This is a genomic window from uncultured Alsobacter sp. (genome assembly GCF_945952055.1).
GTDB lineage: Bacteria > Pseudomonadota > Alphaproteobacteria > Rhizobiales > Beijerinckiaceae > Alsobacter.
In genome coordinates this window covers 1-20,523 of the sequence record NZ_CAMFHB010000065.1, presented here as the reverse complement: position 1 = coordinate 20,523, position 20,523 = coordinate 1, and the positions used below count along the sequence as shown (strand labels likewise).

The 20,523-nt window shown below is 69.3% G+C and carries 20 protein-coding genes; 12 read left to right on the top strand and 8 right to left on the bottom strand.

Going from position 1 to position 20,523, the window contains the following annotated elements; translation table 11 throughout:
* Nucleotides 1-49 precede the first annotated feature (49 nt).
* The gene (gene secA / locus Q0Q47_RS28515; RefSeq protein ID WP_293868128.1) at nucleotides 50-2,854 is read left to right on the top strand and encodes a preprotein translocase subunit SecA; all 2,805 of its coding nucleotides are present in this window, start codon (nucleotides 50-52) and stop codon (nucleotides 2,852-2,854) included.
* Between the two features lie 174 nt (nucleotides 2,855-3,028).
* Here the strand turns inward: secA and Q0Q47_RS28510 are convergent, their stop codons facing one another.
* From Q0Q47_RS28510 to Q0Q47_RS28500, 3 genes are all read right to left on the bottom strand, one after another.
* A complete protein-coding gene (locus Q0Q47_RS28510) occupies nucleotides 3,029-4,477 on the bottom strand; it encodes a murein L,D-transpeptidase family protein (protein WP_293868126.1) in 1,449 nt (482 codons plus the stop codon).
* Nucleotides 4,478-4,615: 138 nt separating this feature from the next.
* On the bottom strand, nucleotides 4,616-5,569 hold the full coding sequence (locus Q0Q47_RS28505) for an acetyl-CoA carboxylase carboxyltransferase subunit alpha (RefSeq protein WP_293868125.1): 954 nt from the start codon (nucleotides 5,567-5,569) through the stop codon (nucleotides 4,616-4,618).
* Between the two features lie 170 nt (nucleotides 5,570-5,739).
* The gene (locus Q0Q47_RS28500; RefSeq protein WP_293868124.1) at nucleotides 5,740-6,471 is read right to left on the bottom strand and encodes a class I SAM-dependent methyltransferase; all 732 of its coding nucleotides are present in this window, start codon (nucleotides 6,469-6,471) and stop codon (nucleotides 5,740-5,742) included.
* Between the two features lie 136 nt (nucleotides 6,472-6,607).
* Between Q0Q47_RS28500 and gloB the strand changes: the two genes are divergently transcribed.
* The 5 genes from gloB (at nucleotide 6,608) to Q0Q47_RS28475 (ending at nucleotide 10,874) form a co-directional block, all read left to right on the top strand.
* Entirely contained in the window at nucleotides 6,608-7,375 is a 768-nt protein-coding gene (gene gloB / locus Q0Q47_RS28495) for a hydroxyacylglutathione hydrolase (protein ID WP_293868122.1), read from the top strand.
* A 12-nt stretch (nucleotides 7,376-7,387) separates the two neighbouring features.
* On the top strand, nucleotides 7,388-7,861 hold the full coding sequence (locus Q0Q47_RS28490) for a cupin domain-containing protein (protein ID WP_293868120.1): 474 nt from the start codon (nucleotides 7,388-7,390) through the stop codon (nucleotides 7,859-7,861).
* Entirely contained in the window at nucleotides 7,858-8,601 is a 744-nt protein-coding gene (locus tag Q0Q47_RS28485) for a GNAT family N-acetyltransferase (protein WP_293868118.1), read from the top strand. Before Q0Q47_RS28490 ends, Q0Q47_RS28485 begins: the two co-directional genes overlap by 4 nt.
* A gap of 391 nt (nucleotides 8,602-8,992) precedes the next feature.
* Entirely contained in the window at nucleotides 8,993-9,544 is a 552-nt protein-coding gene (locus tag Q0Q47_RS28480) for a hypothetical protein (protein ID WP_293868116.1), read from the top strand.
* 13 nt (nucleotides 9,545-9,557) lie between these two features.
* Nucleotides 9,558-10,874 (top strand): porin, encoded by a 1,317-nt coding sequence (locus Q0Q47_RS28475; RefSeq protein WP_293868114.1) that lies wholly within the window; start codon nucleotides 9,558-9,560, stop codon nucleotides 10,872-10,874.
* A 16-nt stretch (nucleotides 10,875-10,890) separates the two neighbouring features.
* Here Q0Q47_RS28475 and Q0Q47_RS28470 read toward each other — a convergent pair whose 3' ends face one another.
* The 5 genes from Q0Q47_RS28470 to Q0Q47_RS28450 are packed head-to-tail and all read right to left on the bottom strand — an operon-like array spanning nucleotide 10,891 to nucleotide 15,655.
* Entirely contained in the window at nucleotides 10,891-11,952 is a 1,062-nt protein-coding gene (locus tag Q0Q47_RS28470) for a branched-chain amino acid ABC transporter permease (RefSeq protein ID WP_293868112.1), read from the bottom strand.
* Nucleotides 11,949-12,962, bottom strand: coding sequence for a branched-chain amino acid ABC transporter permease (locus Q0Q47_RS28465; RefSeq protein WP_293868110.1), 1,014 nt, complete (start codon nucleotides 12,960-12,962; stop codon nucleotides 11,949-11,951). The genes Q0Q47_RS28470 and Q0Q47_RS28465 overlap by 4 nt, the downstream gene beginning before the upstream one ends.
* Nucleotides 12,959-13,684, bottom strand: a complete 726-nt coding sequence (locus tag Q0Q47_RS28460; RefSeq protein WP_293868108.1) for an ABC transporter ATP-binding protein — start codon at nucleotides 13,682-13,684, stop codon at nucleotides 12,959-12,961. The genes Q0Q47_RS28465 and Q0Q47_RS28460 overlap by 4 nt, the downstream gene beginning before the upstream one ends.
* Nucleotide 13,685: 1 nt before the next feature.
* Nucleotides 13,686-14,444, bottom strand: coding sequence for an ABC transporter ATP-binding protein (locus Q0Q47_RS28455; RefSeq protein ID WP_293868150.1), 759 nt, complete (start codon nucleotides 14,442-14,444; stop codon nucleotides 13,686-13,688).
* Between the two features lie 17 nt (nucleotides 14,445-14,461).
* A complete protein-coding gene (locus Q0Q47_RS28450) occupies nucleotides 14,462-15,655 on the bottom strand; it encodes a substrate-binding domain-containing protein (protein ID WP_293868106.1) in 1,194 nt (397 codons plus the stop codon).
* Between the two features lie 297 nt (nucleotides 15,656-15,952).
* On the opposite strand from Q0Q47_RS28450, the gene Q0Q47_RS28445 reads away from it, so the two are divergent.
* From Q0Q47_RS28445 to trmD, 6 genes are all read left to right on the top strand, one after another.
* Complete coding sequence (locus Q0Q47_RS28445) at nucleotides 15,953-16,633, top strand: ankyrin repeat domain-containing protein (protein ID WP_293868104.1); 681 nt, start codon at nucleotides 15,953-15,955, stop codon at nucleotides 16,631-16,633.
* A 186-nt stretch (nucleotides 16,634-16,819) separates the two neighbouring features.
* Nucleotides 16,820-17,041: a glutathione S-transferase gene (locus Q0Q47_RS28440; protein WP_293868102.1), complete on the top strand. Its 222-nt coding sequence runs from the start codon at nucleotides 16,820-16,822 to the stop codon at nucleotides 17,039-17,041.
* Between the two features lie 20 nt (nucleotides 17,042-17,061).
* On the top strand, nucleotides 17,062-18,663 hold the full coding sequence (gene ffh / locus Q0Q47_RS28435) for a signal recognition particle protein (RefSeq protein ID WP_293868100.1): 1,602 nt from the start codon (nucleotides 17,062-17,064) through the stop codon (nucleotides 18,661-18,663).
* Nucleotides 18,664-18,784: 121 nt separating this feature from the next.
* On the top strand, nucleotides 18,785-19,117 hold the full coding sequence (rpsP, locus tag Q0Q47_RS28430; RefSeq protein ID WP_293868098.1) for a 30S ribosomal protein S16: 333 nt from the start codon (nucleotides 18,785-18,787) through the stop codon (nucleotides 19,115-19,117).
* A gap of 44 nt (nucleotides 19,118-19,161) precedes the next feature.
* A complete protein-coding gene (gene rimM, locus Q0Q47_RS28425; protein ID WP_293868096.1) occupies nucleotides 19,162-19,704 on the top strand; it encodes a ribosome maturation factor RimM in 543 nt (180 codons plus the stop codon).
* Nucleotides 19,701-20,396 carry a tRNA (guanosine(37)-N1)-methyltransferase TrmD gene (trmD, locus tag Q0Q47_RS28420; protein WP_293868094.1) on the top strand — a complete coding sequence of 232 codons (696 nt, stop codon included), beginning with the start codon at nucleotides 19,701-19,703 and terminating at the stop codon, nucleotides 20,394-20,396. Before rimM ends, trmD begins: the two co-directional genes overlap by 4 nt.
* The last annotated feature ends 127 nt before the right edge of the window (nucleotides 20,397-20,523 follow it).

Genomic DNA, 20,523 nt, shown 5'->3' with positions numbered 1-20,523 from the left:
CCCACGACAGCGGGCCGCCCGATGCTGCCCGTCGCGAGAAGGTTTCCCGATGTTCGGTGCTCTTGCCAAGAAGGTCTTCGGTTCCGCCAACGACCGGCGCCTCAAGGCCTATCGCCCCCGTGTCCAGGCGATCAATGCGCTGGAACCCGAGGTTTCCAAGCTCACCGACGACCAACTTCGGGCCCGGACCGAGGCCTTCAAGGCCGATCTGGCAGCCGGCAAGACGCTGGACGACATCCTCGCCCCCGCCTTCGCGACGGTTCGCGAGGCCGCCAAGCGCACCCTCGGGCAGCGTCATTTCGACGTTCAGATGATCGGCGGCATGGTTCTCCATGAGAACGCCATCGCCGAGATGCGCACCGGCGAAGGCAAGACGCTGGTCGCCACGCTGCCGACCTATCTCAACGCGCTGGCCGGCAAGGGCGTCCACGTCGTCACCGTGAACGACTACCTCGCCCGCCGCGACGCGGAGTGGATGGGCCAGATCTACCGCTTCCTGGGCCTGACCGTGGGCATCATCGTGCACGGCATGGACGACGAGGAACGCCGCGCGGCCTATGCCTGCGACATCACCTACGGCACCAACAACGAGTTCGGCTTCGACTACCTGCGCGACAACATGAAGTACGAACTGGGCCAGATGACCCAGCGCGGACACAATTTCGCGATCGTCGACGAAGTGGACTCGATCCTGGTCGACGAGGCGCGCACGCCGCTCATCATCTCCGGCCCGCTGGACGACCGCTCCGACCTTTACAACAGCATCGACGCCCTCATGCCGAAGCTGGTGAAGGGCGACTACGACCTCGACGAGAAGCAGCGTGCCGTGTCGCTGACCGAGGCCGGCAACGAGCACATCGAGGACCTCCTGGCCGAGGCCGGCCTGCTGCAGGAGGGCGGCCTCTACGACGCCGCCAACGTCACCCTGGTGCACCACGTCAACCAGGCGCTGCGGGCCCACACGCTGTTCCAGCGCGACAAGGACTACATCGTCCGCAACGGCGAAGTCGTCATCATCGACGAGTTCACCGGGCGCATGATGCCGGGCCGGCGCTACTCGGAAGGCCTTCACCAGGCTCTCGAGGCCAAGGAGCACGTCCAGGTCCAGCCCGAGAACCAGACGCTCGCCTCCATCACCTTCCAGAACTATTTCCGCCTCTACAAGAAGCTCGCCGGCATGACCGGAACGGCGGCGACCGAGGCCGACGAGTTCCAGGACATCTACAAGCTCGAGGTCGTCGAGATCCCGACCAACCTGCCCGTCGGCCGCATCGACGAGGACGACGAGGTCTACCGGACGGCCAAGGAGAAGTACCAGGCGATCATTCGCGAGGTGGAGGCGTCGGCCGAGCGCGGACAGCCGACCCTGGTGGGCACCACCTCGATCGAGAAGTCCGAGATGCTGGCCGAGGAGCTGATCCAGCACGGCTACGCGATGATCGACTTCAATGATCCGCGTGCGCTCGACCCGCTCTATCGCTCGGCGCGCGACGGCAAGCCGTCGAAGACCTTCGCCGTGCTGAACGCGCGCTTCCACGAGCAGGAAGCCTTCATCGTCGCCCAGGCCGGCGTGCCCGGCGCCATCACCATCGCCACCAACATGGCCGGCCGCGGCACGGACATCCAGCTCGGCGGCAACGCCGAGATGCGCATCCGCCACGAACTCGGCCACCTGCCGGAAGGTCCCGAGCGCGACGCGGCGATCGCGGCGATCCGGACCGAGGTCGCGGAGCTGAAGAAGAAGGCCCTGGCGGCAGGCGGCCTCTACATCCTCGGCACGGAGCGGCACGAGAGCCGGCGCATCGACAACCAGCTGCGCGGCCGCGCCGGTCGCCAGGGCGACCCCGGGCGCTCGAAGTTCTACCTGTCCCTGCAGGACGACCTGATGCGCATCTTCGGGTCGGACCGCATGGACGGCATGCTGCAGAAGCTCGGCCTCCAGGAAGGCGAAGCGATCATCCACCCCTGGATCAACAAGGCCATCGAGAAGGCGCAGCAGAAGGTCGAAGCCCGCAACTTCGACATGCGCAAGAACATCCTGAAATACGACGACGTCATGAACGACCAGCGCAAGGTCGTCTTCGAGCAGCGCCGCGAGTTCATGGCCGAGGAGAGCGTCCGCGCCACCATCGACGACATGCGCCACGGCGTGGTCGACGACGTGGTGGCCAAGTCCATTCCCGAGGGCGCGTATCCCGAGCAGTGGGACATCGCGGGCCTGGACGAGGCGGTGCAGCGCTACCTCGCCCTCGAGCTGCCCGTGGCCGACTGGGCCAAGGAAGAAGGCATCGCCGACGAGGAGATCCGCGAGCGCGTCAAGAAGGCCGCGGACGAGTCCTATGCCGGGCGCGTCGAGAAGAACTCCAACGAGGTGATGACCTACATCGAGAAGCAGGTGCTCCTGCAGATGCTCGATCACCTCTGGCGCGAGCACCTCGTCACCCTCGACCACCTGCGCCAGGTCATCGGCTGGCGCGGCTATGCGCAGCGCGACCCGCTCAACGAGTACAAGCAGGAGGCCTTCGAGCTGTTCGACGGCCTGATCTCGCATCTGCGCGAGCAGGTGACCGGGCAGCTGATGCGCGTCGAGGTGATGTTCCAGCAGCCCGAAGGCCAGCCCGAGGCCGACGGCCAGGCCCAGATGGCCGGCATGGTCGGGCAGGACCTCTATGCGGGCATGGACGTGAATGCCCGTGCGGCGATGGCGCTCGGCTTCTCGGCGGACGAGCCGACCGAGGCCGCGCCCGCCCGCGACCCGAACGACCCGTCCACCTGGGGCCGCGTCGGCCGCAACGAGGCCTGCCCCTGCGGCTCCGGCAAGAAGTACAAGCATTGCCACGGCCAGCTGGCCTAAAGGCCGCCAAGAGCCTGCGATGACCATGCTCTGACTGCGCGAGCCGGAATCGGGCAAAAGCCCGCCGAAACGTCGGGCACGGAACAGGATACGAAAAAGGGGCGGTGCCGCGGCACCGCCCCTTTTGATTTGCACGTCCGTGCGACGGTGTCGCCCTGGGGGGGCGGCCGCGTCTTACTCCCCGGCGACGAGCGCCACCTTGGCACCGCCTGCCGCGGCCTGCCGCTTGGGCGGGAGCGGAACGTTGGCGGGGGTCGGCGCGGTCGGCTCGACCGTCGTCGTGGTTTCTTCGTCCGTCTTGCCGCCGAGCCAGCGCTTGTAGAAGGGCTGGGAGTCGGTGGCGGGCCGGGCGGACGGGGCCGCCTGGGCCGTGGTGGCCGCGGTGGGTGCCGAAGAGCCGCCGAACAGGTTTCCGATGGCCGACAGGGCGCCGCCGGAAGCGGGCTGCTGCTTGGCCACCGCCACCGGGGTGGCCGGAGCCGCAGGCGCGGCCTGGGCCACGGCCGCAGCCTTGGGCTGGGAGGCCTGCACCGCCACGGCCGCGGGAGCGGCCGCAGGCGCGGCGGCAACGGCGGCCGGAGCCACCTCCTTGCGCTGACCGCGCTCGTCGACCGTGTATTCCTCGACCATCGCGACCGCTTCCGGCCGGCTGACCTCGCCCAGAGACTTGGCCGCGGCAGCCGTCATCGGCGCCACGCGCTGTTCGGGATCGTAGTTCGCGGCAGCCGTGCGGAAAGACGGGTGCTGGCCGCCGTCGGCGTACTGGATGCGCACCGCGGGGGTCCCGCGCTGGACCAGGTCGGCGACCTTCTGCTGGTCGGTCTGGTCCTTGTGGGCGACGGCGGACGCAATCTGCTCGTCCACCCGCAGCTTCGGGCAGGCGCCGAGCGGATCCATCCGGCCGTTCTCGGCCGAGGCGTTGAACACGTACTTGCCACCGCAATAGCCGACGCGCGGCTCCTGCTGCGTGACCTCGAAGTGGTCGCTGCCTTCCTTGAGGTTCTTCCAGTAGGACATGTTCGGATCGTGCCGGAACCGGGCGAGGTTCTCGGCGGTCATCCGGAACGGATAGGACTGGAACTGCACGGACTTCTGCCCGCCGTTGAAGGCCTCGCGCATGACGGCGTAGATCTCTTCGATCTGGTCGTTCGTCATGGCGAAGCAGCCGCGCGAGGAGCAGGTGCCGTGCACCATGATGTCGCCGCCGCTGCGGCCCATCGCGCGTTCCATCGGATTGGGGTAGCCGACGTTGAACGACAGCCAGTAGGCCGAGTTCGGGTTCATCTGGCCGGCGGTCACCGTGTAGAAGCCCTCGGGCACCTGGCGGTCGCCCTCCTTCTTCTTCGGGCCCAGCTGGCCCGACCAGCGGCAGACCGGATAGGTCTTCAGAAGCACGTAGCGCCCTTCGGCGTTCTGCTTCCACAGCTCGATCTCGGATTCCTTCTTGTACGCCCGAACGAGCACGGGCGCGCTGCGCGTCGTGTTCTTCTCGCTCATCAGGGCGACGGTCTTGCCGGGAATCGGGGCGTAGGCCCGCGCCGGGATGCGGCCATAGTCCTCGTTGCAGCCGGCCAGGACGACGGCGGACGACAGGACGGCGAAACGGATCAGCAGCGATGCCATGCGAACCCCTCGAGACGACTGTCCGAGACTCTCGATCCGGTGTAGGTCCATCAACCTTTACCGAACCTTACCGAGACGCGGTACCATTTTCGGACAGCGTTACTCAATCGTAAAGAACCGTGCCCCGAGGGCAACGGCTCAGGCCTTCCGGCCGATGGCCAGGAACTTGGCGGCCCTTCGGGCCTGGATTTCGTCGCGGCCCAAGCCGGCGAATTCGGTGAGCGCGGCGTCGATCGCATCGCCGGCGGCGGCAATGGCGGCCTCCGGGTCGCGATGGGCGCCACCCGACGGTTCGGACACGATCCGATCGACGATGCCGAAGCGCAGCAGGTCCTGCGCGGTGATCTTCATGTTGGTCGCCGCGTCCTGCGCCCGCGCCGGATCGCGCCACAGGATCGAGGCCGAGGCCTCCGGCGAGGCGACGGTGTAGATCGCGTGCTCCATCATGAGCACGGTGTTGCAGCTGGCGATCGCCACGGCGCCGCCGGAGCCACCTTCGCCGATCACCAGCGCGCAGTTGGGCACGCCGAGCGACAGGCAGCGGTCGGTCGACCGGGCAATGGCCTCGGCCTGCCCGCGTTCCTCGGCCTGGATGCCCGGATAGGCGCCCGCCGTGTCGACGAAGCTGATGACGGGCAGGTCGAACCGGTCGGCGAGGTCCATCAGCCGCACGGCCTTGCGGTAGCCTTCCGGCATGGCCATGCCGAAATTGTGCTTCAGCCGGGTTTCGGTGTCGTTGCCCTTTTCCTGGCCGAGAATGCAGACGGAACGGCCGCGAAAGCGCCCGAAACCGGCGATGATCGCCTGGTCGTCGGAGAATTTCCGGTCGCCGGCCAGCGGCGTGAAGTCCTCGAACAGGGCCGTGGCGTAGTCGCGGAAGTGCGGACGCAGCGGATGCCTGGCGACCATCGTCTTCTGCCAGGGCGTCAACGCGGCGTAGAGATCCTTGAGCTGCTGGACGGCCTTGGCCTCGAGCTGCTCGATTTCCTTGGCCAGGGCTGCCGAGCCGCTGCTTTCGGCCACGACGCGCAGCTCGTCGGCCTTGGCCTCGAGTTCGGCAACGGGCTTTTCGAAATCGAGATAGCTTCGCATGCGGGACGGGTGAGCCGGGTTGCGGACGTCGTTTTGCGAGGGCCGTGGAGACAGACTGGAGGCCGGGCGTGGCGCTGCTTCGCCCGCGACGGTTCCTCGACGAGCGGCGGATAAGTGACGTCTCCCTGCCTCTTAGTCAAGCTGAGGCGGCTTACGGGCTCTCCCGGAGGTCAGCCGGCGCCGGGCGCCGGCACAAGCACGGGGCCGAGGCGGGCGGGCACGCGCCGGGCCTGGCGCACCGGCACGGGCCGATAGAGGGTCTTCGTCGCCTCGATGACGTGCACGCCGGCAAACGGCAGGGACAATGTAGTGCCCAGGCGCTCCCAGGCGACGGCGGACTTGAGGAAGGCCCGGCGGGGAATCGGCGGCACGTAGAGCGCCTCCGCCCAGTGCACCGGCGAGAACAGCGCTTCGCGCAGCACGTTGGTGAGCTGGCCGCGGGAGAAGGGCTGTCCTTGTCCGAAGGGGGTCGTGTCCATGCGGGCCCACAGGCCGCGCCGGTTGGGCGCGACGAGGATCAGGCGGCCGCCGGGCGTCAGGATCCGCCAGGACTCCGACAGGATGGCGGACGGGCTTTCGCCCGTTTCCAGGGCGTGCACGATCAGGACGCGGTCCACCGACGCGTCGCGCAGGGGCATCATGTCCATTTCAGCCAGCATCGTCGCCGACGGGCCGTAGGACGGCCAGTTCACGACGCCCTGGGCCGCCGGCATCAGCGCGAGCACGCGCTCGGCTTCCCCGATGAAGGTGTCGAGATACGGCGTGGCATAGCCCGCCCCGAGCACGACCTGGCCCGCGACCGATTCCCAGCGCGTGCGGATGGCCCGGCCGAGCAGGCGCCGGGCAACGACACCCAGCGGTCCGGCGTAGAAGCTTCGCAGGTCGACGACGTCCGCGTGCACGTGGACGGCCTCCTCACCGCGCGCCCGAGCGGCCCATGAAGCAGAACGGCGTTGCAGGATGCAAGCGAGCAAACAAGAATGCCGGCGACTCCGGCGACCCCGCCGGACACCCGAAAGCCCTGACCAAGAGGCCTCCATGCCCGCCGAAATCAGCCAGTTTCTCTGCGCCTCCGACAATTTCGGGGTTCTTCTGCACGACAGCGCGACAGGCGCGACCGCGTCGATCGACGCCTGCCAGGAGGCCCCGATCGTCGCGGCGCTGGAAAAGACCGGCTGGACGTTGACCCACATCCTGGTGACGCATCACCACGCGGACCATGTCGACGCCATCCCGCCGCTCAAGGCGCGCTTCGGTGCGCGGGTGATCGGCCCGGCGGCCGAATCGAAGCTGATCCCGGAGATGGACGAGGGCGTGCGCGAGGGCGACCGCGTGAAGGTGGGCTCGCTCGAGGCCTCCGTCATTCACACGCCGGGCCACACCGCGGGCCATATCGTCTATCATTTCGCCGGGGAGAGGCTGCTCTTCGCCGGCGACACGCTGTTCTCCCTGGGCTGCGGCCGCATCTTCGAGGGCACCGCGGCGGACATGTTCGGGGGCATCAGCAAGATCGCGACCCTGCCGGACGAAACGCGAATCTATTGCGGGCACGAGTACACCTTGTCGAACGCGCGCTTCGCCCTGACGGTGGACCCGGACAATCCGGCGCTGCGGGCCCGCGCGGCGGAGGTGGAGCAGCTGCGCCAGGCCGGCGCCTTCACGCTCCCCACCGTGCTGGGACAGGAGAAGGCCACGAACCCGTTCCTGCGCGCGGCCGACGCGGGCATCGCCCGCACGCTGGGCATGGAGGGCCGGCCGCCCGTCGAGATCTTCGCCGAGCTTCGCGAACGCAAGAACCGCGGCTGACGGGCTGTCGGAATGACCTTTTCGGACAGCGAGGGCCTGACGGCCGCCGAAATCGTGCGGATGCTCGACCTTTCACCGCACCCGGAGGGCGGCTGGTACCGTGAGACCTTCCGCGATCCCGCCGTGGACGCGAACGGCCGGTCCCGCTCCACCCTCATCTACTTCCTGCTCGGCACGGGCGACGTGTCCGAGTGGCACCGGGTGGACGCGGTCGAGGTCTGGCACTGGTACGCGGGCGCGCCCCTGGTGCTGACGCTGTCGCCGGACGGTCACGACGCGCAGGCCCATCACCTGGGACCCTTTCTGAAGACGGGGCAGCGGCCGCAGCGCGTCGTGCCGGCCGGCTGGTGGCAGACGGCCACCAGCCTGGGCGCCTGGACGCTGGTGGGCTGCACGGTCGCTCCCGGATTCGACTTCGCCGGCTTCGAGCTGGCCGAGCCGGGCTGGCGGCCGACGCCGCGCAGGAATGGGGATCCCAGCCCATGAGCGACCTCGATCTGGTGCGCGCCATCGAGGAACGCTCGTTCAACGCCTGGCCGGCGCTGGAGGTGGCGGTGGTCGACGGCTGGCTGCTACGCTTCGCCGAGGGCTATTCGAAGCGGGCCAATTCGGCGAACGCGCTAGCCCCGACGGCGCGTCTGGAGGCGCTGCTGCCGCTCGTCGAGACCCTGTACCGCCGGCACGCTATCACGCCCTGCGTGCGGCTCACGCCGCTGGCGGCACCGGCGGACGGCGAACTCCTCGACCGCAAGGGCTGGTCGGTCATCGACGACAGCCTGGTCATGGTCGCCCCGCTGGCGGGCTACGACCCGACGGTGCCGGCGGACATGACGCTCGAGACGGTCGCATCGCCGGCCTGGGTGGAAGGCTACGCCCTGGCAAGCCGCCGGCCGGACCTCAAGCGCGACGTCCTGGCCCGGATGCTGGCCGCGATCCGGCCGGAAGTCGTGTTCGCCACGGTCAGCGACGGCGGACGACCCGTCTGTTTCGGCATGGCGGTGCTGGAACGCGGCATGGTCGGCCTGTTCGACATCGCCACCGATCCCGACGCGCGCGGCCGCGGCCATGCCCGCCGACTCGTGCGGACCCTGATGGGCTGGGGCCGGGGCAAGGGCGCGATGCAGGCCTATTTGCAGGTGACCGTTGGCAACGCCGTCGCGCGCGGCCTTTATGACAGCCTCGGATATCGGGAAGCCTATCGCTACAACTACAGAGTGCCGACCTGACGGCCTGCAGGACAGTGAAACGGCCGATCTTTCCTGTCATCGGAAGGGCGTGGGGCTTGCCGGCCGTTTTTCAGCCCCACTCCGGCAAAGAAGAGAAGGCACTCGCACGCGCGCGAAACGTTCATTTTCGGTCGATCAACTCGAAAAACCGCGCCTGCCAGGCCATCGCCAAGCGAATGTTCCGTTTCCGCTCAATGTTGCGACGTGAGCAGATTGCACAACTTCTAGTTGCTTCCTCGTGGATTAAGCTCGCAACAGCCGTCCTCATTTGGGACAAGTCTTTTCAACCGGCAAAATTAGAGGCACTTGACCGCCAACCGACATGAGTCTTGCACGACTCCACGCTGGAGAGTACGCTAAGGAAATTGGCGGTTGATTTGGATATTAAGTCATGGCTCAAGCCAACGAGCAGACCCGCGAGGCTCTCATCCGGTTGCAGGACGAGATCTCCTCGCGTCTGTTTCGGGAGAGCGAGGATTATCGCGTCCTCCTCGCCCTCCAGCAGGCCATAGGTTGGCTCGACAAGTCGGGCCGCACGACAGCGCCGACTCCGCGCCCCGTCACGGAAACCACCGACGCCGCCGGCCGCACGATCTCCGCCATCGACATGTTGGCGAATCTCGCGCGCGAGGTTCAGCCGATGGCCGGCCGCAGGCCGGAGCCCCGGATGATGATCGCGCCCGAGTCGGGCGCGGTCAGTCAGCGCGACGTGGTCGCCATGATCCTGCGGGAGCGCGGCGAGCCCGTTCCGATCTCCGAGCTTCTGGAGCTGATGCAGATCCGCGGCGTGGTCGTCGGCGGCGTGCGGCCGCAGGGCAACCTCTCGTCCAATCTCTCCCAGGACAAGCGCTTCCGCCCCGTCCGTTACCGTGACCGGGCCTGCTGGTGGCTCGTCGACGAACCCGTACCGCCGCCGGCCGTGCGGGGCCCCGAAGTCGGCTGATCCCGCGTCGATTGTGCGCGCAACGGCCGCATCGGGTCTGCTTGCCGCCTGCGGTCTCCTGGCAGCCTCGGTCTTTCTGACCGGTGGCCCGGCGGACGCCCGCCAGCTCCCCCGCGGGGGTGCCGCGCCCGCCGCCGCCCTGCGGGCCTGCCCCTTCGCCATTCCCGACAGCATCAATGCGCCCCTCAGCGTGCTGCGCGACGAGATCGCCGCGGACGACGATGAGGACGACGGCGACGAAGATGACGACGACGAGGAGGGCGACGACGCGCCCGAGCCGACGCCCCCCGCGATCAAGCGAGGGCCGGGCTGGCTCGTCGGCGACGGCTGCGTTTTCCTCGGCGGCGAGATCGATGCCAGCATGCAGGTCAGCCGGACGGGAGGTCCGCTGACGCGCGGGAACGGCCGCAACCTCGACCGCACCACCTTCGCGCCCCTGAGCACCTTCGCCCTGCGCCACCTCGTGCCGACGGACCACGGGGACCTGATCGCCCGCCTCGCGCTCGACACGGTGCCGGGCTCGACGACGATCCGGCAGGCCTCCATCACCTTCGGTCCGCTGGTGGTCGGCAACGACACCTCGTTCTTCGACGCGTGGTCGGCGGACGAGTTCTCGTTCCGCGCCCTGGCGTCGTCGCAGTCGCCGACGATCGCCGGCTGGACCTGGCGACCGGCGGACGCCGTGGCGCTGTCGGTCTCGCTCGAGGACCAGACGTTCCGGCAGGTGACCGTGTCGGGCTATGCGGGCCAATCGCTTCCCGACGTCGTCGCGCGCGCCCAGTACATCCTCGGCCCCGTCGACCTCACCGTCTCGGGCGCCGCGCGCGAGACGCGGATCACCGACGATCCGTCGCGCACCATCCATGGGGTCGCGGCGCAGGCGAGCGTCAAATGGACCCTGCCGCTGGGCAACGGCGACAGCTACCTGGTCGCGCAGGGCGCCTTCGCCCGGCGCGCGCCGGGCTATCTGGGCGTCAGCACGACGAACGGCATCTTCCGCCAGCCCATCGGCGGCATCTTCAGCGCGGCCGTGGCCGAGCGCGCCAATGGCTGGAATGCCGCCCTCGCCGGCTACTGGCAGTTCGCCGAGCGCTGGAGCACCGCCGCCTTCGTGTCACGCGTGTCGCTGGACGTGCCCGGCGCCCTCGCCAAGGGCGGCGCCACGCCGGGCTTCACCGCCCTGCGCTCGGCGATCAACCTGTCCTGGCAGCCGGTCGAGGACTTCTCGATCACGGTCGAAGCGGGGCGCGCCCGGCTGGACTCCCGCCTGCTGCTCCTGCCCTCGAGCCACACCAGCACGCTGATCGTGTCCATGCACCGCAGCTTCTGAGAGGCGGCTGCGCCCCCTACCTGGCCTGCCGGCCCGACCGCAACCGGCCCACGATGCCGGTCGGGAAGAAGTAGACGCTCAGCACGAACAGCACGCCGAGCCAAAGCAGCCAGCGGTCCGGATCGACGAGGCGGGCGAGGAGAGGCGTCGCCTCCAGCGCCTGCGCCGCCGAACCCATGAGCTTCTGGAGATAGTTCTGCGCCACCACGAACAGGGTCGCGCCCAGAACGGAGCCGTAGAGCGTCCCCATCCCGCCGATGACCACCATGAGCAGGATGTCCATCATGATGGTGAAGGACAGCGTCGTGTCCGGGCCGGTGTAGCGCAGCCACAGCGCGTTGAGCCCGCCCGCCACGACGGCCAGCGCCGCCGCGATGCAGTTCGCGGCCACGCGATACCGCACCACGCGGTAGCCGAGCGCCTCGGCGCGGAACTCGTTCTCGCGGATGGCCTGCAGCACCCGCCCGAACGGCGAGTTCACGATCCGCAGGAGCAGCAGGAAGAGCGCCAGCACGGTGAGGAAGACGATGTAGTAGGCGAGCAGCCTGCCGTTCACGTCGACGCCGAACAGCGGAGCGTCGAGGAACTTCGTTCCCGGCCTCAGCGCGTCCGGAACCCGGAAGCTGCGGCCGTCCTCCCCGCCCGTGAAGGCCGAGAGCTGCGAGGCCAGCACCGCGAAGGCGGAGGCGACCGCCAGCGTGATCATCGCATAGAAGAGCGCCCGGACCCGCAGCGAGAAGAGGCCGATGGCGAAGGCCAGCAGCACGCCGGTGACGAGCGCCGCGGCGAGGCCGCCCAGCGCGACGGGCCAGGTCGCCGTGCCGTAGTAGAGGGCCAGCCCGACCCCGTAGCCGCCGATGCCGAAGAACATCGTGTGGGCGAACGAGACGATGCCGCTGTAGCCGATGAGCAGGTCGTAGCTCGCCACCAGCAGGATGAAGACGCACACCTTCGCCGCCGTGTTGATGGGCTGCGCGCCGCCGAACAGGAACGGTGCGAAGGCGAGCCCGACGAGCACGGCGAGCAGCAGGAGGGAGAGGATGCGGCTCCTCGGAAGGTCGCCCGACAGCAGGCTCATCGCTTGGACACCGGCCAGAGCCCGTTCGGCCGCCACATCAGCACGGCGACCATGAGGGCGATGTTGGAGACGAGGGCGAGCTTGGGAGCGAGGTAGCCGACATAGTTGGCGGTCAAGGCCACGAGGATTGCGCCGATGAAGCAGCCGCCCACGGAGCCGAGCCCCCCGATGATGATGACGATGAAGACGAGCACCATCACCTCGCCGCCGATGTCGGCGGTCAGCGTCTCGCGGTAGAGCGCCCAGAGCGTGCCGCCGAGGCCGGCCAGCGCTGAGCCCGCCACGAACACGCCCACGAAGAGGCGGCGGATGCGATAGCCCAGCGCCTCGACCATCTCGCCGTTCTCCACGCCGGCGCGGATCAGCAGCCCGAGCTTGGTCCGGTTGAGGACGAGCGTCATCGCGGCGAAGACCGCGAGCCCCACCCCGACCGCCAGCAGCCGGAACTTCTCGACCGCCACGTCGCCCAGCATGATGCCGCCGCGCAGGCCGGCCGGCAGCGGCATGGGCTTCTGGTCGGCGCCCCAGATGACCCGGATGAGCTGCTCCGCCACGATGAGCCCGCCCATGGTGATCAGGATCTGCTTGAGATGATTGCCGTAGACCGGCCGCACGATCACCCGCTCGAAGACGAGGCCGAGCGCCCCGGTCACGACCATGGCCACCGCGGCCGCCGTGAGCAGGGCCAGAACCGTCTGCACGGGATCGCCCGAGGCGAGCCAGGGTGCCAGGGGTCCCAGCGCGCTGAGGGCCACGTAGGCACCGACGGCGATGAACGCGCCGTGCCCGAAATTGAGCACGTCCATCAGCCCGAAGATCAGCGTCAGGCCACTGGCGACGACGAAGATCATCATGCCCATGGCGAGCCCCGCCACGGTGAGCGTGACCCAGCTCGTGGGGCTCCCCACCAGCGGCAGCGCGACGAGGGCGAGCGCGGGCACCAGCACGAGCGGCCACGCATCGAGCCTGCGCCGGGGGATGGTGGGGGGCGAAGCGGTCGCGTCGGTCAATGCGAGGCCTCCAGCGACAACCCCAGGAGCCGGGCCTGCAGCGCGGCGTCCGCGACGAGCTCCCGCATCGATCCCGTATGCACCACGCGACCGTCGTCCATCACCGCGACCCGGTCTCCGACGGCCCCGGCGAACCGCACGTTCTGCTCGACCAGGAGAATGGTCGTGCCGGTGGCCTTGAGCTCCAGGAAGGCGCGGATCATGGATTCGATGATCGCCGGCGCGATGCCCTTGGTGGGCTCGTCGACGAGGATCAGGCGCCGCGGCTCGATCACGGCGCGGGCGATGGAGAGCATCTGCTTCTGCCCCCCGGAGAGCACACCGGCCCGGTGATGCCAGAACGTCCGCAGCGCCGGGAACACCGAGAAGATCCAGTCCAGCCGCCCGGCGTCCGGCGGACCGTCCCGCGCGGCCAGCACCATGTTCTCCTCCACCGTCAGGTCGGCGAAGATGCCCATGCTTTCCGGCACGTAGGCGATGCCGGCCCGGGCGATGTCGGGCGTGGGCGCGCCGCCGATCGGGCGGCCGGCGAAGACCACGCTTCCGGCCGAGGGCTTCCACAGGCCCATGACGGTGCGCAGCGTCGTCGTCTTGCCCGCGCCGTTGCGGCCGAGCAGCACCGTCACGCCTCCGTCCTCCACGGCGAGGTCGACGCCCTGCAGGATGTGGTAGCGGCCGATATGCGTGTGCACGCCCGCCAGGGAGAGAAGGGGCCCGGCCATGTCAGGTCGCTCCCACCGGCACGCCGAGATAGGCCTCCTGCACCACGGGAGAGGCGATGACCTCGGCCGGCGGGCCATCGGCGACGAGACGGCCCTGGTGCAGCACGACGATGCGATCGGCCAGGCTGCGCACCACGTCCATCTTGTGCTCCACGAGAAGGATGGTCTTGTCGCCGCTCGCCTTGAGCCGCCGGATCAGGTCGAGGACCACCGGGACCTCCTCCGCCGACATGCCGGCTGTCGGCTCGTCGAACATGAAGACGTGCGGCTCCAGCGCCATCATCACGGCCACCTCGAGCTTGCGCTGGTCCCCGTGCGGCAGCGTCGCGGCGGGCGAACCGGCGACGGGAGCGAGCGCCACCTCCTCCAGGATCCGGTCCGCCGTCGCGATCCACGCGCGACGCGAATCCCAGCGCGACAGGATGTCGGCGCCGCCACCCGCCCGGGCCTGGACGGCGAGGCGCACGTTCTCCCGCACGCTGAGATTGGGAAAGAGATTGGTGAGCTGGAAGGCCCGCCCCATGCCGCGGCGCGCCCGCAACGCCGGGCCCAGCGCCGTCACGTCCTCGCCGTCGAGGAGCACCCGCCCCGCGGTCGGCCGCAGTTGGCCGGACACGAGGTTGAAGTAGGTGGTCTTGCCCGCCCCGTTCGGCCCGACGATCGCCGTCAGGCTGCCGCGGTGGAACGCGCAACTCACGTCGTCGACGGCCGCGTGGCCGCCGAAACGGATCGTGAGCCCGCGCGTCTCCAGCACGGGCACCGCGCCTGCCGCCATCGTCACCGCTTGTTGCGGATCGGCAGCGGCATGGACGCGGCAGGGATCGTCGCGACGAGCTCGAGCAGGTCGGTGTCGGTGGCGCCCTTCTTGATGCGCCAGTGATACATGTCCTGCAGCGCCTGGTGGTCTTCCTTGCGGAAGGTCATCGGGCCCTTGGGCGTGTCGAAGGTCAGCCCTTCCATCGCCGCGATCAGCTTTTCGGTGTCGGTCGAGCCCGCCTTCTGCAGCGAGGCCACCACGGCTGCCGCGGCCGAGAAGCCGCCCGCCACGAAGAAGTCCGGCGGCGCGTTGAAGCGCTTCTGGTACTCGGCCTTCAGCCAGTCGTTCTGCGGGTTCTTCGGGAAGTCGTAGTAGTAGTAGATGCCGCCTTCGGCGCCGGCGAAGGCCTTCCACGCCGCCATGACCGGCAGCAGGTTGCCGCCCGGGGCGAGCTCGATGCCGAAGCGCTCGGGCTTCATGTCGACGAACTTGGCGATCGGGTGCGCACCGGCCCAGATGAAGGCGATGATCTTGCGGCCGGGCTTGTCCTTGAGCGCGTTGAACAGCCGCTCGGCGAAGGGCGTGAAGTCGGCCGTGTTGCCCGCCGCATACTCCTCCGCGACGATCTTGGCCTTGGGCCGCACGCCGCCGAGCGCCTCCTTGAATGCCGCCACGCCGTCACGCCCGAAGGCCGTGTCGAGCGCCACCATGCCGATGGAGACCTCTCCGTCCGGCACGGCGGCCGCATTGGCGAGCGCGTCCTGGAAGGAGCTGCGGCCGGTGCGGAAGATGTAGCGGTTCCACTTCTCGCCCGTGATTGAGTCGGCCACCGCCGGCTCCACGATCAGCACCTTCTTCATCTCCTCGGCCACGGGCAGCATGGCCAGCGCCACCGGCGATCCCGACGTGCCGACGGCGATGTCGGCCTTGTCGTCGCCGTAGCACTCCTCGAGCAGCGCCTTGCCGCGGTCCGGCTTCAGCTGGTCGTCCTTCACGATGACCTGCAGCTTGTCGGCGCCGACCTGCATGGTGCCCTTGGTCAGGTATTCGAGGCCCAGCTGAAAGCCGACCTCGGTCTGCTTGGCATAGGCCTCCAGCGGCCCGGTCTTGCCGGCGATGAGGCAGACCTTGATGTCCTTGGCGGCCGCCGCCCCCGCGACGAGCGCCACCGCCGCGCCCGCCAGCGCCAGCGTTTTCGAGATCCTGCCGAGCATCGATCGTCTCCCCATTCCCCGGGCCATTCCGCCCCTGCGACCATCATGGACCACGGATCCACGGTTTGGGGAGGTGAAAAATGGTGCAAAGGGGGGTGTGGAGGGATGCTGCGTCCTTCGACACGCCCGCTTTCGCGGGCTGCTCAGGATGAGGACTAAGCGCGCACTCAACAATTCTCCTCATCCTGAGCAGGCCGCATCGCGGCCGTGTCGAAGGACGCAGGATGGTCCGGCTCTCGCCCTCAAGGCCAAGTTCGTTCATGGTCGAAGCCAACGAACAAACAAGGAAACGCGCCCATGATTTCCCAGCTGGTCGCAATCGCCCTGCTCCTCGCCGCCGCACCGGCGAGCGCCCAGACACCACCCTCGGCGTCGGAGCTCGCCGCCTATACGGGCCTGCACGCCGCCGCCGCCAAGGGCGACGTCGAGACGATCGCGCGCCTCGCGGCGCCCGGCAGCGAACTGAACGCACGCGACGGCAACGGCCGCACGCCGCTCCACGTCGCCACCTTCCAGCGCCAGGGTGCGGCGGCGAAGCGCCTCATCGCGGCGGGTGCGGACACGGCGCGGCTCGACAACCAGCGCTATGACGCGATCACCATTGCCGCGGTGGCCGACGACGAGGCCACTCTGCAAGCCCTCCTGGACGCCGGCGCCAGCGCCAAGCTGATCACCAGCGTTTACGACGGCACGGCGCTGATCGCCGCGGCCCATCTCGGCCACGATGGCGTGGTGCGCCGCCTGATCGCGGCGGGCGCTCCGCTCGATCACGTCAACAATCTCGGCTGGACGGCCCTCATCGAGGCCGTGATCCTCGGCCAGGGCGGCCCGCGGCACGTCGCGACCGTGAAGGCCCTCGTCGACGCCGGCGCCGACACGCGCATCGCCGACCGGGGCGGCAAGACGCCGCTCGCCCATGCCCGCGACCGGGGCTATGCACCGATGGTGGCGATCCTGGAGGCCGCGCCGAAGCGGTGAAGCCCGGCGTTTCCTTGACTTCGCCGGCCATTTCCCCTATCGCCACCCCATCATCGACGGATTTCGTCCTTGAGCCGCCGCCCGGGCCCAGAGCCCGGAGGTCCACGCCCGACAGCGCGTTGCGCCCTCGGGCGCGTTCCGCGTTGAGCGTCTCGAAGACGAACGTCAGGCGGAAGGAATGAGGCCATGGCCGACGAGGCCCTGCGGATCGAGGACGCGGTGAACGACACCTGCCCGTGGTCGGGAAAGCCGATCGCGGCGGATTCGCTCACCCTCTACCGCGGCTTCACGGTCGGCTTCTGCAATCCCGGATGCCGCGACAAGTTCGAGGCGGCGACCCGCCACTTCGAAGCCGCACTGGCGGACTATGAGCCCGCCGAGGCGGACGACACGTCCGACGAAGACTGACGCGAGAGGCCAGGCGCACGATGTTCGACGGACTTTCCGAAAAGCTCTCAGGCATCCTCGACAAGCTCACGCGCCGCGGCGCGCTGACCGAGGACGACGTCAACGCCGCGCTGCGCGAGGTCCGCCGGGCCCTCATCGAGGCCGACGTGGCGCTCGAGGTGGTCCGCAGCTTCACCGACAAGGTGCGCGGGCGCGCCGTCGGCGCCGAGGTGATCAAGTCGGTCACCCCCGGCCAGATGGTGGTGAAGATCGTCCACGATACGCTCGTGGAGACGCTGGGCGCCGACGCCGACCCGATCAACCTCGACGCCGTTCCGCCGGTGCCGATCCTGATGGTCGGCCTGCAGGGCTCGGGCAAGACGACCTCGACCGCCAAGATCGCGCGCCGGCTGCAGGAGCGCTCGGGCCGCAAGGTCCTGATGGCCTCGCTCGACACCCGCCGCCCGGCCGCCATGGAGCAGCTCGCGGTGCTGGGCGGGCAGGTCGGCGTGCAGACGCTGCCGATCGTCGCCGGCCAGAGCGCCGTGCAGATCGCGCGGCGCGCGCTGGAGGCCGCCCGTCTGGGTGGCTACGACGTCGTCATGCTCGACACCGCCGGCCGCACCACGGTCGACGAGGCGCTGATGACCGAGGTGGCCGAGGTCAAGGCGCTCGCCCAGCCGCACGAGGTGCTGCTGGTCGCCGACGCGCTGACCGGCCAGGACGCGGTCAACACCGCCCGCGCCTTCGACGACCGCGTCGGCATCACCGGCATCGTGCTCACCCGCGTCGACGGCGATGGCCGCGGCGGTGCCGCACTCTCCATGCGTGCCGTCACGGGCAAGCCCATCAAGCTCGTCGGCACCGGCGAGAAGATGGACGCGCTCGACGAGTTCCATCCCGCCCGCATCGCCAACCGCATCCTGGGGATGGGCGACATCGTCTCGCTGGTCGAAAAGGCCGCCCAGACGATCGACCAGGAAAAGGCGCTGCGCATCGCCGACAAGATGCGCAAGGGCAAGTTCGATCTCGACGACATGCGCGAGCAGCTGGCCCAGGTGGAGAAGATCGGCGGCATCGGGGGCCTGCTCGGCATGCTGCCGGGCGTGGCCAAGATGAAGGACCAGATCGCCTCGGCGAACCTCGACAACAAGGTCATCAAGCGCCAGGTCGCGATCATCAGCGCGATGACGCCCGGCGAGCGCCGCAACCCGGACGTGTTGAAGGCCTCGCGCAAGAAGCGCATCGCGGCCGGCTCCGGCACCAAGGTCGAGGAGGTGAACCGCCTCCTCAAGTCGCACCGCCAGATGGCCGACATGATGAAGATGATGGGCCAGGGCGGAAAGCGCGGCCCCATGGCCGGTCTCGCCAACATGTTCGGGCTCGGCGGCGGCGGCATGCCCCAGATCACCCCCGAGATGGTCGAGAAGCTGAAAGGCCAGTTGCCGCCCGGCACGCTGCCTCCCGACATGCCCGGCATGCCGCCGGGCTTGCCGTCCGCGCCTCCGGCCGGCCTCGGCGCCAAGCCCGGCCTCCCGGGCCTCGGACCCAAACCCACGCTGCCGGGCCTCGGCGGCGGACCCAAGCTTCCCGGCCTGCCCGGCCTCGGCGGTTTCAATCCGTTCGGGGGAAAGAAGAAGTGAATGGGGGCGAGTAGCGAATAGCGAATAGCGAATGGGGCTTGGTCACTGCAGCCCCTATTCGCCATTCGCTACTCGCCATTGGCCCTGCGAACGAAGACCAGACAAACCAAGGAAACCTGCAATGTCCCTCAAGATCCGTCTCGCCCGTGGTGGCGCCAAGAAGCGCCCGCACTACTCGATCGTCGTCGCCGACAGCCGCTATCCCCGTGACGGCCGCTTCATCGAGAAGCTCGGCACCTTCGACCCGATGAAGCCGAAGGATTCGGCCGAGCGCGTCGTGTTCGACGTCGAGAAGGCGAAGGCCTGGCTCGCCAAGGGCGCCCAGCCGACCGACCGCGTGGCCCGCTTCCTCGATGCCGTCGGCGCCATGAAGCGCACCGCCCGCAACAACCCCGAGAAGGCGAAGCCGAAGAAGAAGGCGCAGGAGCGCGCCGCCGCCGCCGCGGCCGAATAAGGATCACCGGGTGCCGGCGGCCCTGCCGCCGGCATCTTTCCGCGATGGCGAACGATCTCATCCTCGTCGGCGTCTTCGGCGCGCCCCACGGCGTGCGCGGGGAACTGCGGCTGAAGTCCTACACGGGCGATCCGCAGGCGATCGCCGACTACGCGCCCCTGACCGATGCGTCCGGGCGAACCACCTACACCCTCACCTCCGCCCGCCTCGTCAAGGACGACATTCTCGTCGTCCGGGTGAAGGGCATCGAGGACCGCGACGCCGCGGCCAAGCTCACCAACCAGCGCCTCCACGTGCCGCGCGCGGCCCTGCCGCCGCCCGAGGAGGAGGACGAATTCTATCATGCCGACCTGATCGGCCTGCGCGTCGAGCTCGCCGACGGCACGCTGCTCGGCACGGTCGCCGCGGTGCTGGATTTCGGCGCCGGCGACATTCTCGAGATCACCCCGGCCGACGGCGGGCGGGCTCTCATGCTGCCCTTCACCAAGGCCATCGTGCCGATCGTCGACATGAAGGCTGGGCGCCTCGTCGCCGAGCCGCCCGCCGAGAGCGAAGCGCACCCGGAGGACGGGGAGACCGCGCCGTGACCGAGGCGCCCTGGCGGGCGACCGTTCTCACGCTCTTCCCGGACATGTTCCCCGGACCGCTGGGGCTCTCGCTGGCGGGCGACGCCCTCGCCCGCTCCGTCTGGTCCCTCGAGGCCCGCGACATCCGCGACCATGGGCGCGGCCGTCACCGCGCCGTCGACGACACGCCCGCCGGCGGCGGCGCCGGCATGGTGCTGCGCGCCGACGTGCTCGCCGAAGCGATCGACGCCGCCTCTCCCGCCGACGATCCCCGGCCGCGGCTGCTCATGAGCCCCCGCGGCCGGCCGCTCGACCAGGCCCGTGTCCGCGCCCTCGCCGCCGGTCCCGGCGTGCTGGTGGTCTGCGGTCGCTTCGAGGGCGTCGACGAGCGCGTCATCGCGGGGCGTGCCCTCGAGGAGGTCTCGATCGGCGACTACGTGCTCTCGGGCGGCGAACTCGGCGCCCTGGTCCTGATGGATGCCTGCGTCCGCCTGCTGCCCGGCGTCATGGGCAAGGAGGCCTCGGGCTCCGAGGAGAGCTTCGAGAACGGACTGCTGGAATACCCGCACTACACCCGGCCACGGGAGTGGGAAGGCCGCGAGATCCCGCAGATCCTGCTGTCAGGTGATCACGGCAAGATCGCCAAGTGGCGTCGCGCCGAAGCCGAGAAGCTCACGCGCGAGCGCCGGCCGGATTTGCTGCCCAAACGCTAGGCCTCGCTCTCCCCGCTCGTCCTGCCCGGGCTCGGCCCGGGCATCCACGACTTTGCCGGGGCCACCCCGAAGTCGTGGGTGGCCGGGCCAGGCCCGGCCATGACGGTTGAGAGATGCGGGCCAAACG

Bases quoted from the DNA above. Each gene is read 5' to 3' on its own strand.
- rpsP (WP_293868098.1), top strand. From the start codon at position 18,785: ATGTCCCTCAAGATCCGTCTCGCCCGTGGTGGCGCCAAGAAGCGCCCG.
- rimM (WP_293868096.1), top strand. From the start codon at position 19,162: ATGGCGAACGATCTCATCCTCGTCGGCGTCTTCGGCGCGCCCCACGGC.
- Q0Q47_RS28485 (WP_293868118.1), top strand. From the start codon at position 7,858: ATGAGCGACCTCGATCTGGTGCGCGCCATCGAGGAACGCTCGTTCAAC.
- Q0Q47_RS28470 (WP_293868112.1), bottom strand. From the start codon at position 11,952: ATGAGCCTGCTGTCGGGCGACCTTCCGAGGAGCCGCATCCTCTCCCTC.
- Q0Q47_RS28445 (WP_293868104.1), top strand. From the start codon at position 15,953: ATGATTTCCCAGCTGGTCGCAATCGCCCTGCTCCTCGCCGCCGCACCG.
- secA (WP_293868128.1), top strand. From the start codon at position 50: ATGTTCGGTGCTCTTGCCAAGAAGGTCTTCGGTTCCGCCAACGACCGG.
- Q0Q47_RS28490 (WP_293868120.1), top strand. From the start codon at position 7,388: ATGACCTTTTCGGACAGCGAGGGCCTGACGGCCGCCGAAATCGTGCGG.
- Q0Q47_RS28505 (WP_293868125.1), bottom strand. From the start codon at position 5,569: ATGCGAAGCTATCTCGATTTCGAAAAGCCCGTTGCCGAACTCGAGGCC.
- Q0Q47_RS28450 (WP_293868106.1), bottom strand. From the start codon at position 15,655: ATGCTCGGCAGGATCTCGAAAACGCTGGCGCTGGCGGGCGCGGCGGTG.
- ffh (WP_293868100.1), top strand. From the start codon at position 17,062: ATGTTCGACGGACTTTCCGAAAAGCTCTCAGGCATCCTCGACAAGCTC.
- gloB (WP_293868122.1), top strand. From the start codon at position 6,608: ATGCCCGCCGAAATCAGCCAGTTTCTCTGCGCCTCCGACAATTTCGGG.
- Q0Q47_RS28510 (WP_293868126.1), bottom strand. From the start codon at position 4,477: ATGGCATCGCTGCTGATCCGTTTCGCCGTCCTGTCGTCCGCCGTCGTC.
- Q0Q47_RS28460 (WP_293868108.1), bottom strand. From the start codon at position 13,684: ATGGCCGGGCCCCTTCTCTCCCTGGCGGGCGTGCACACGCATATCGGC.
- Q0Q47_RS28480 (WP_293868116.1), top strand. From the start codon at position 8,993: ATGGCTCAAGCCAACGAGCAGACCCGCGAGGCTCTCATCCGGTTGCAG.
- Q0Q47_RS28440 (WP_293868102.1), top strand. From the start codon at position 16,820: ATGGCCGACGAGGCCCTGCGGATCGAGGACGCGGTGAACGACACCTGC.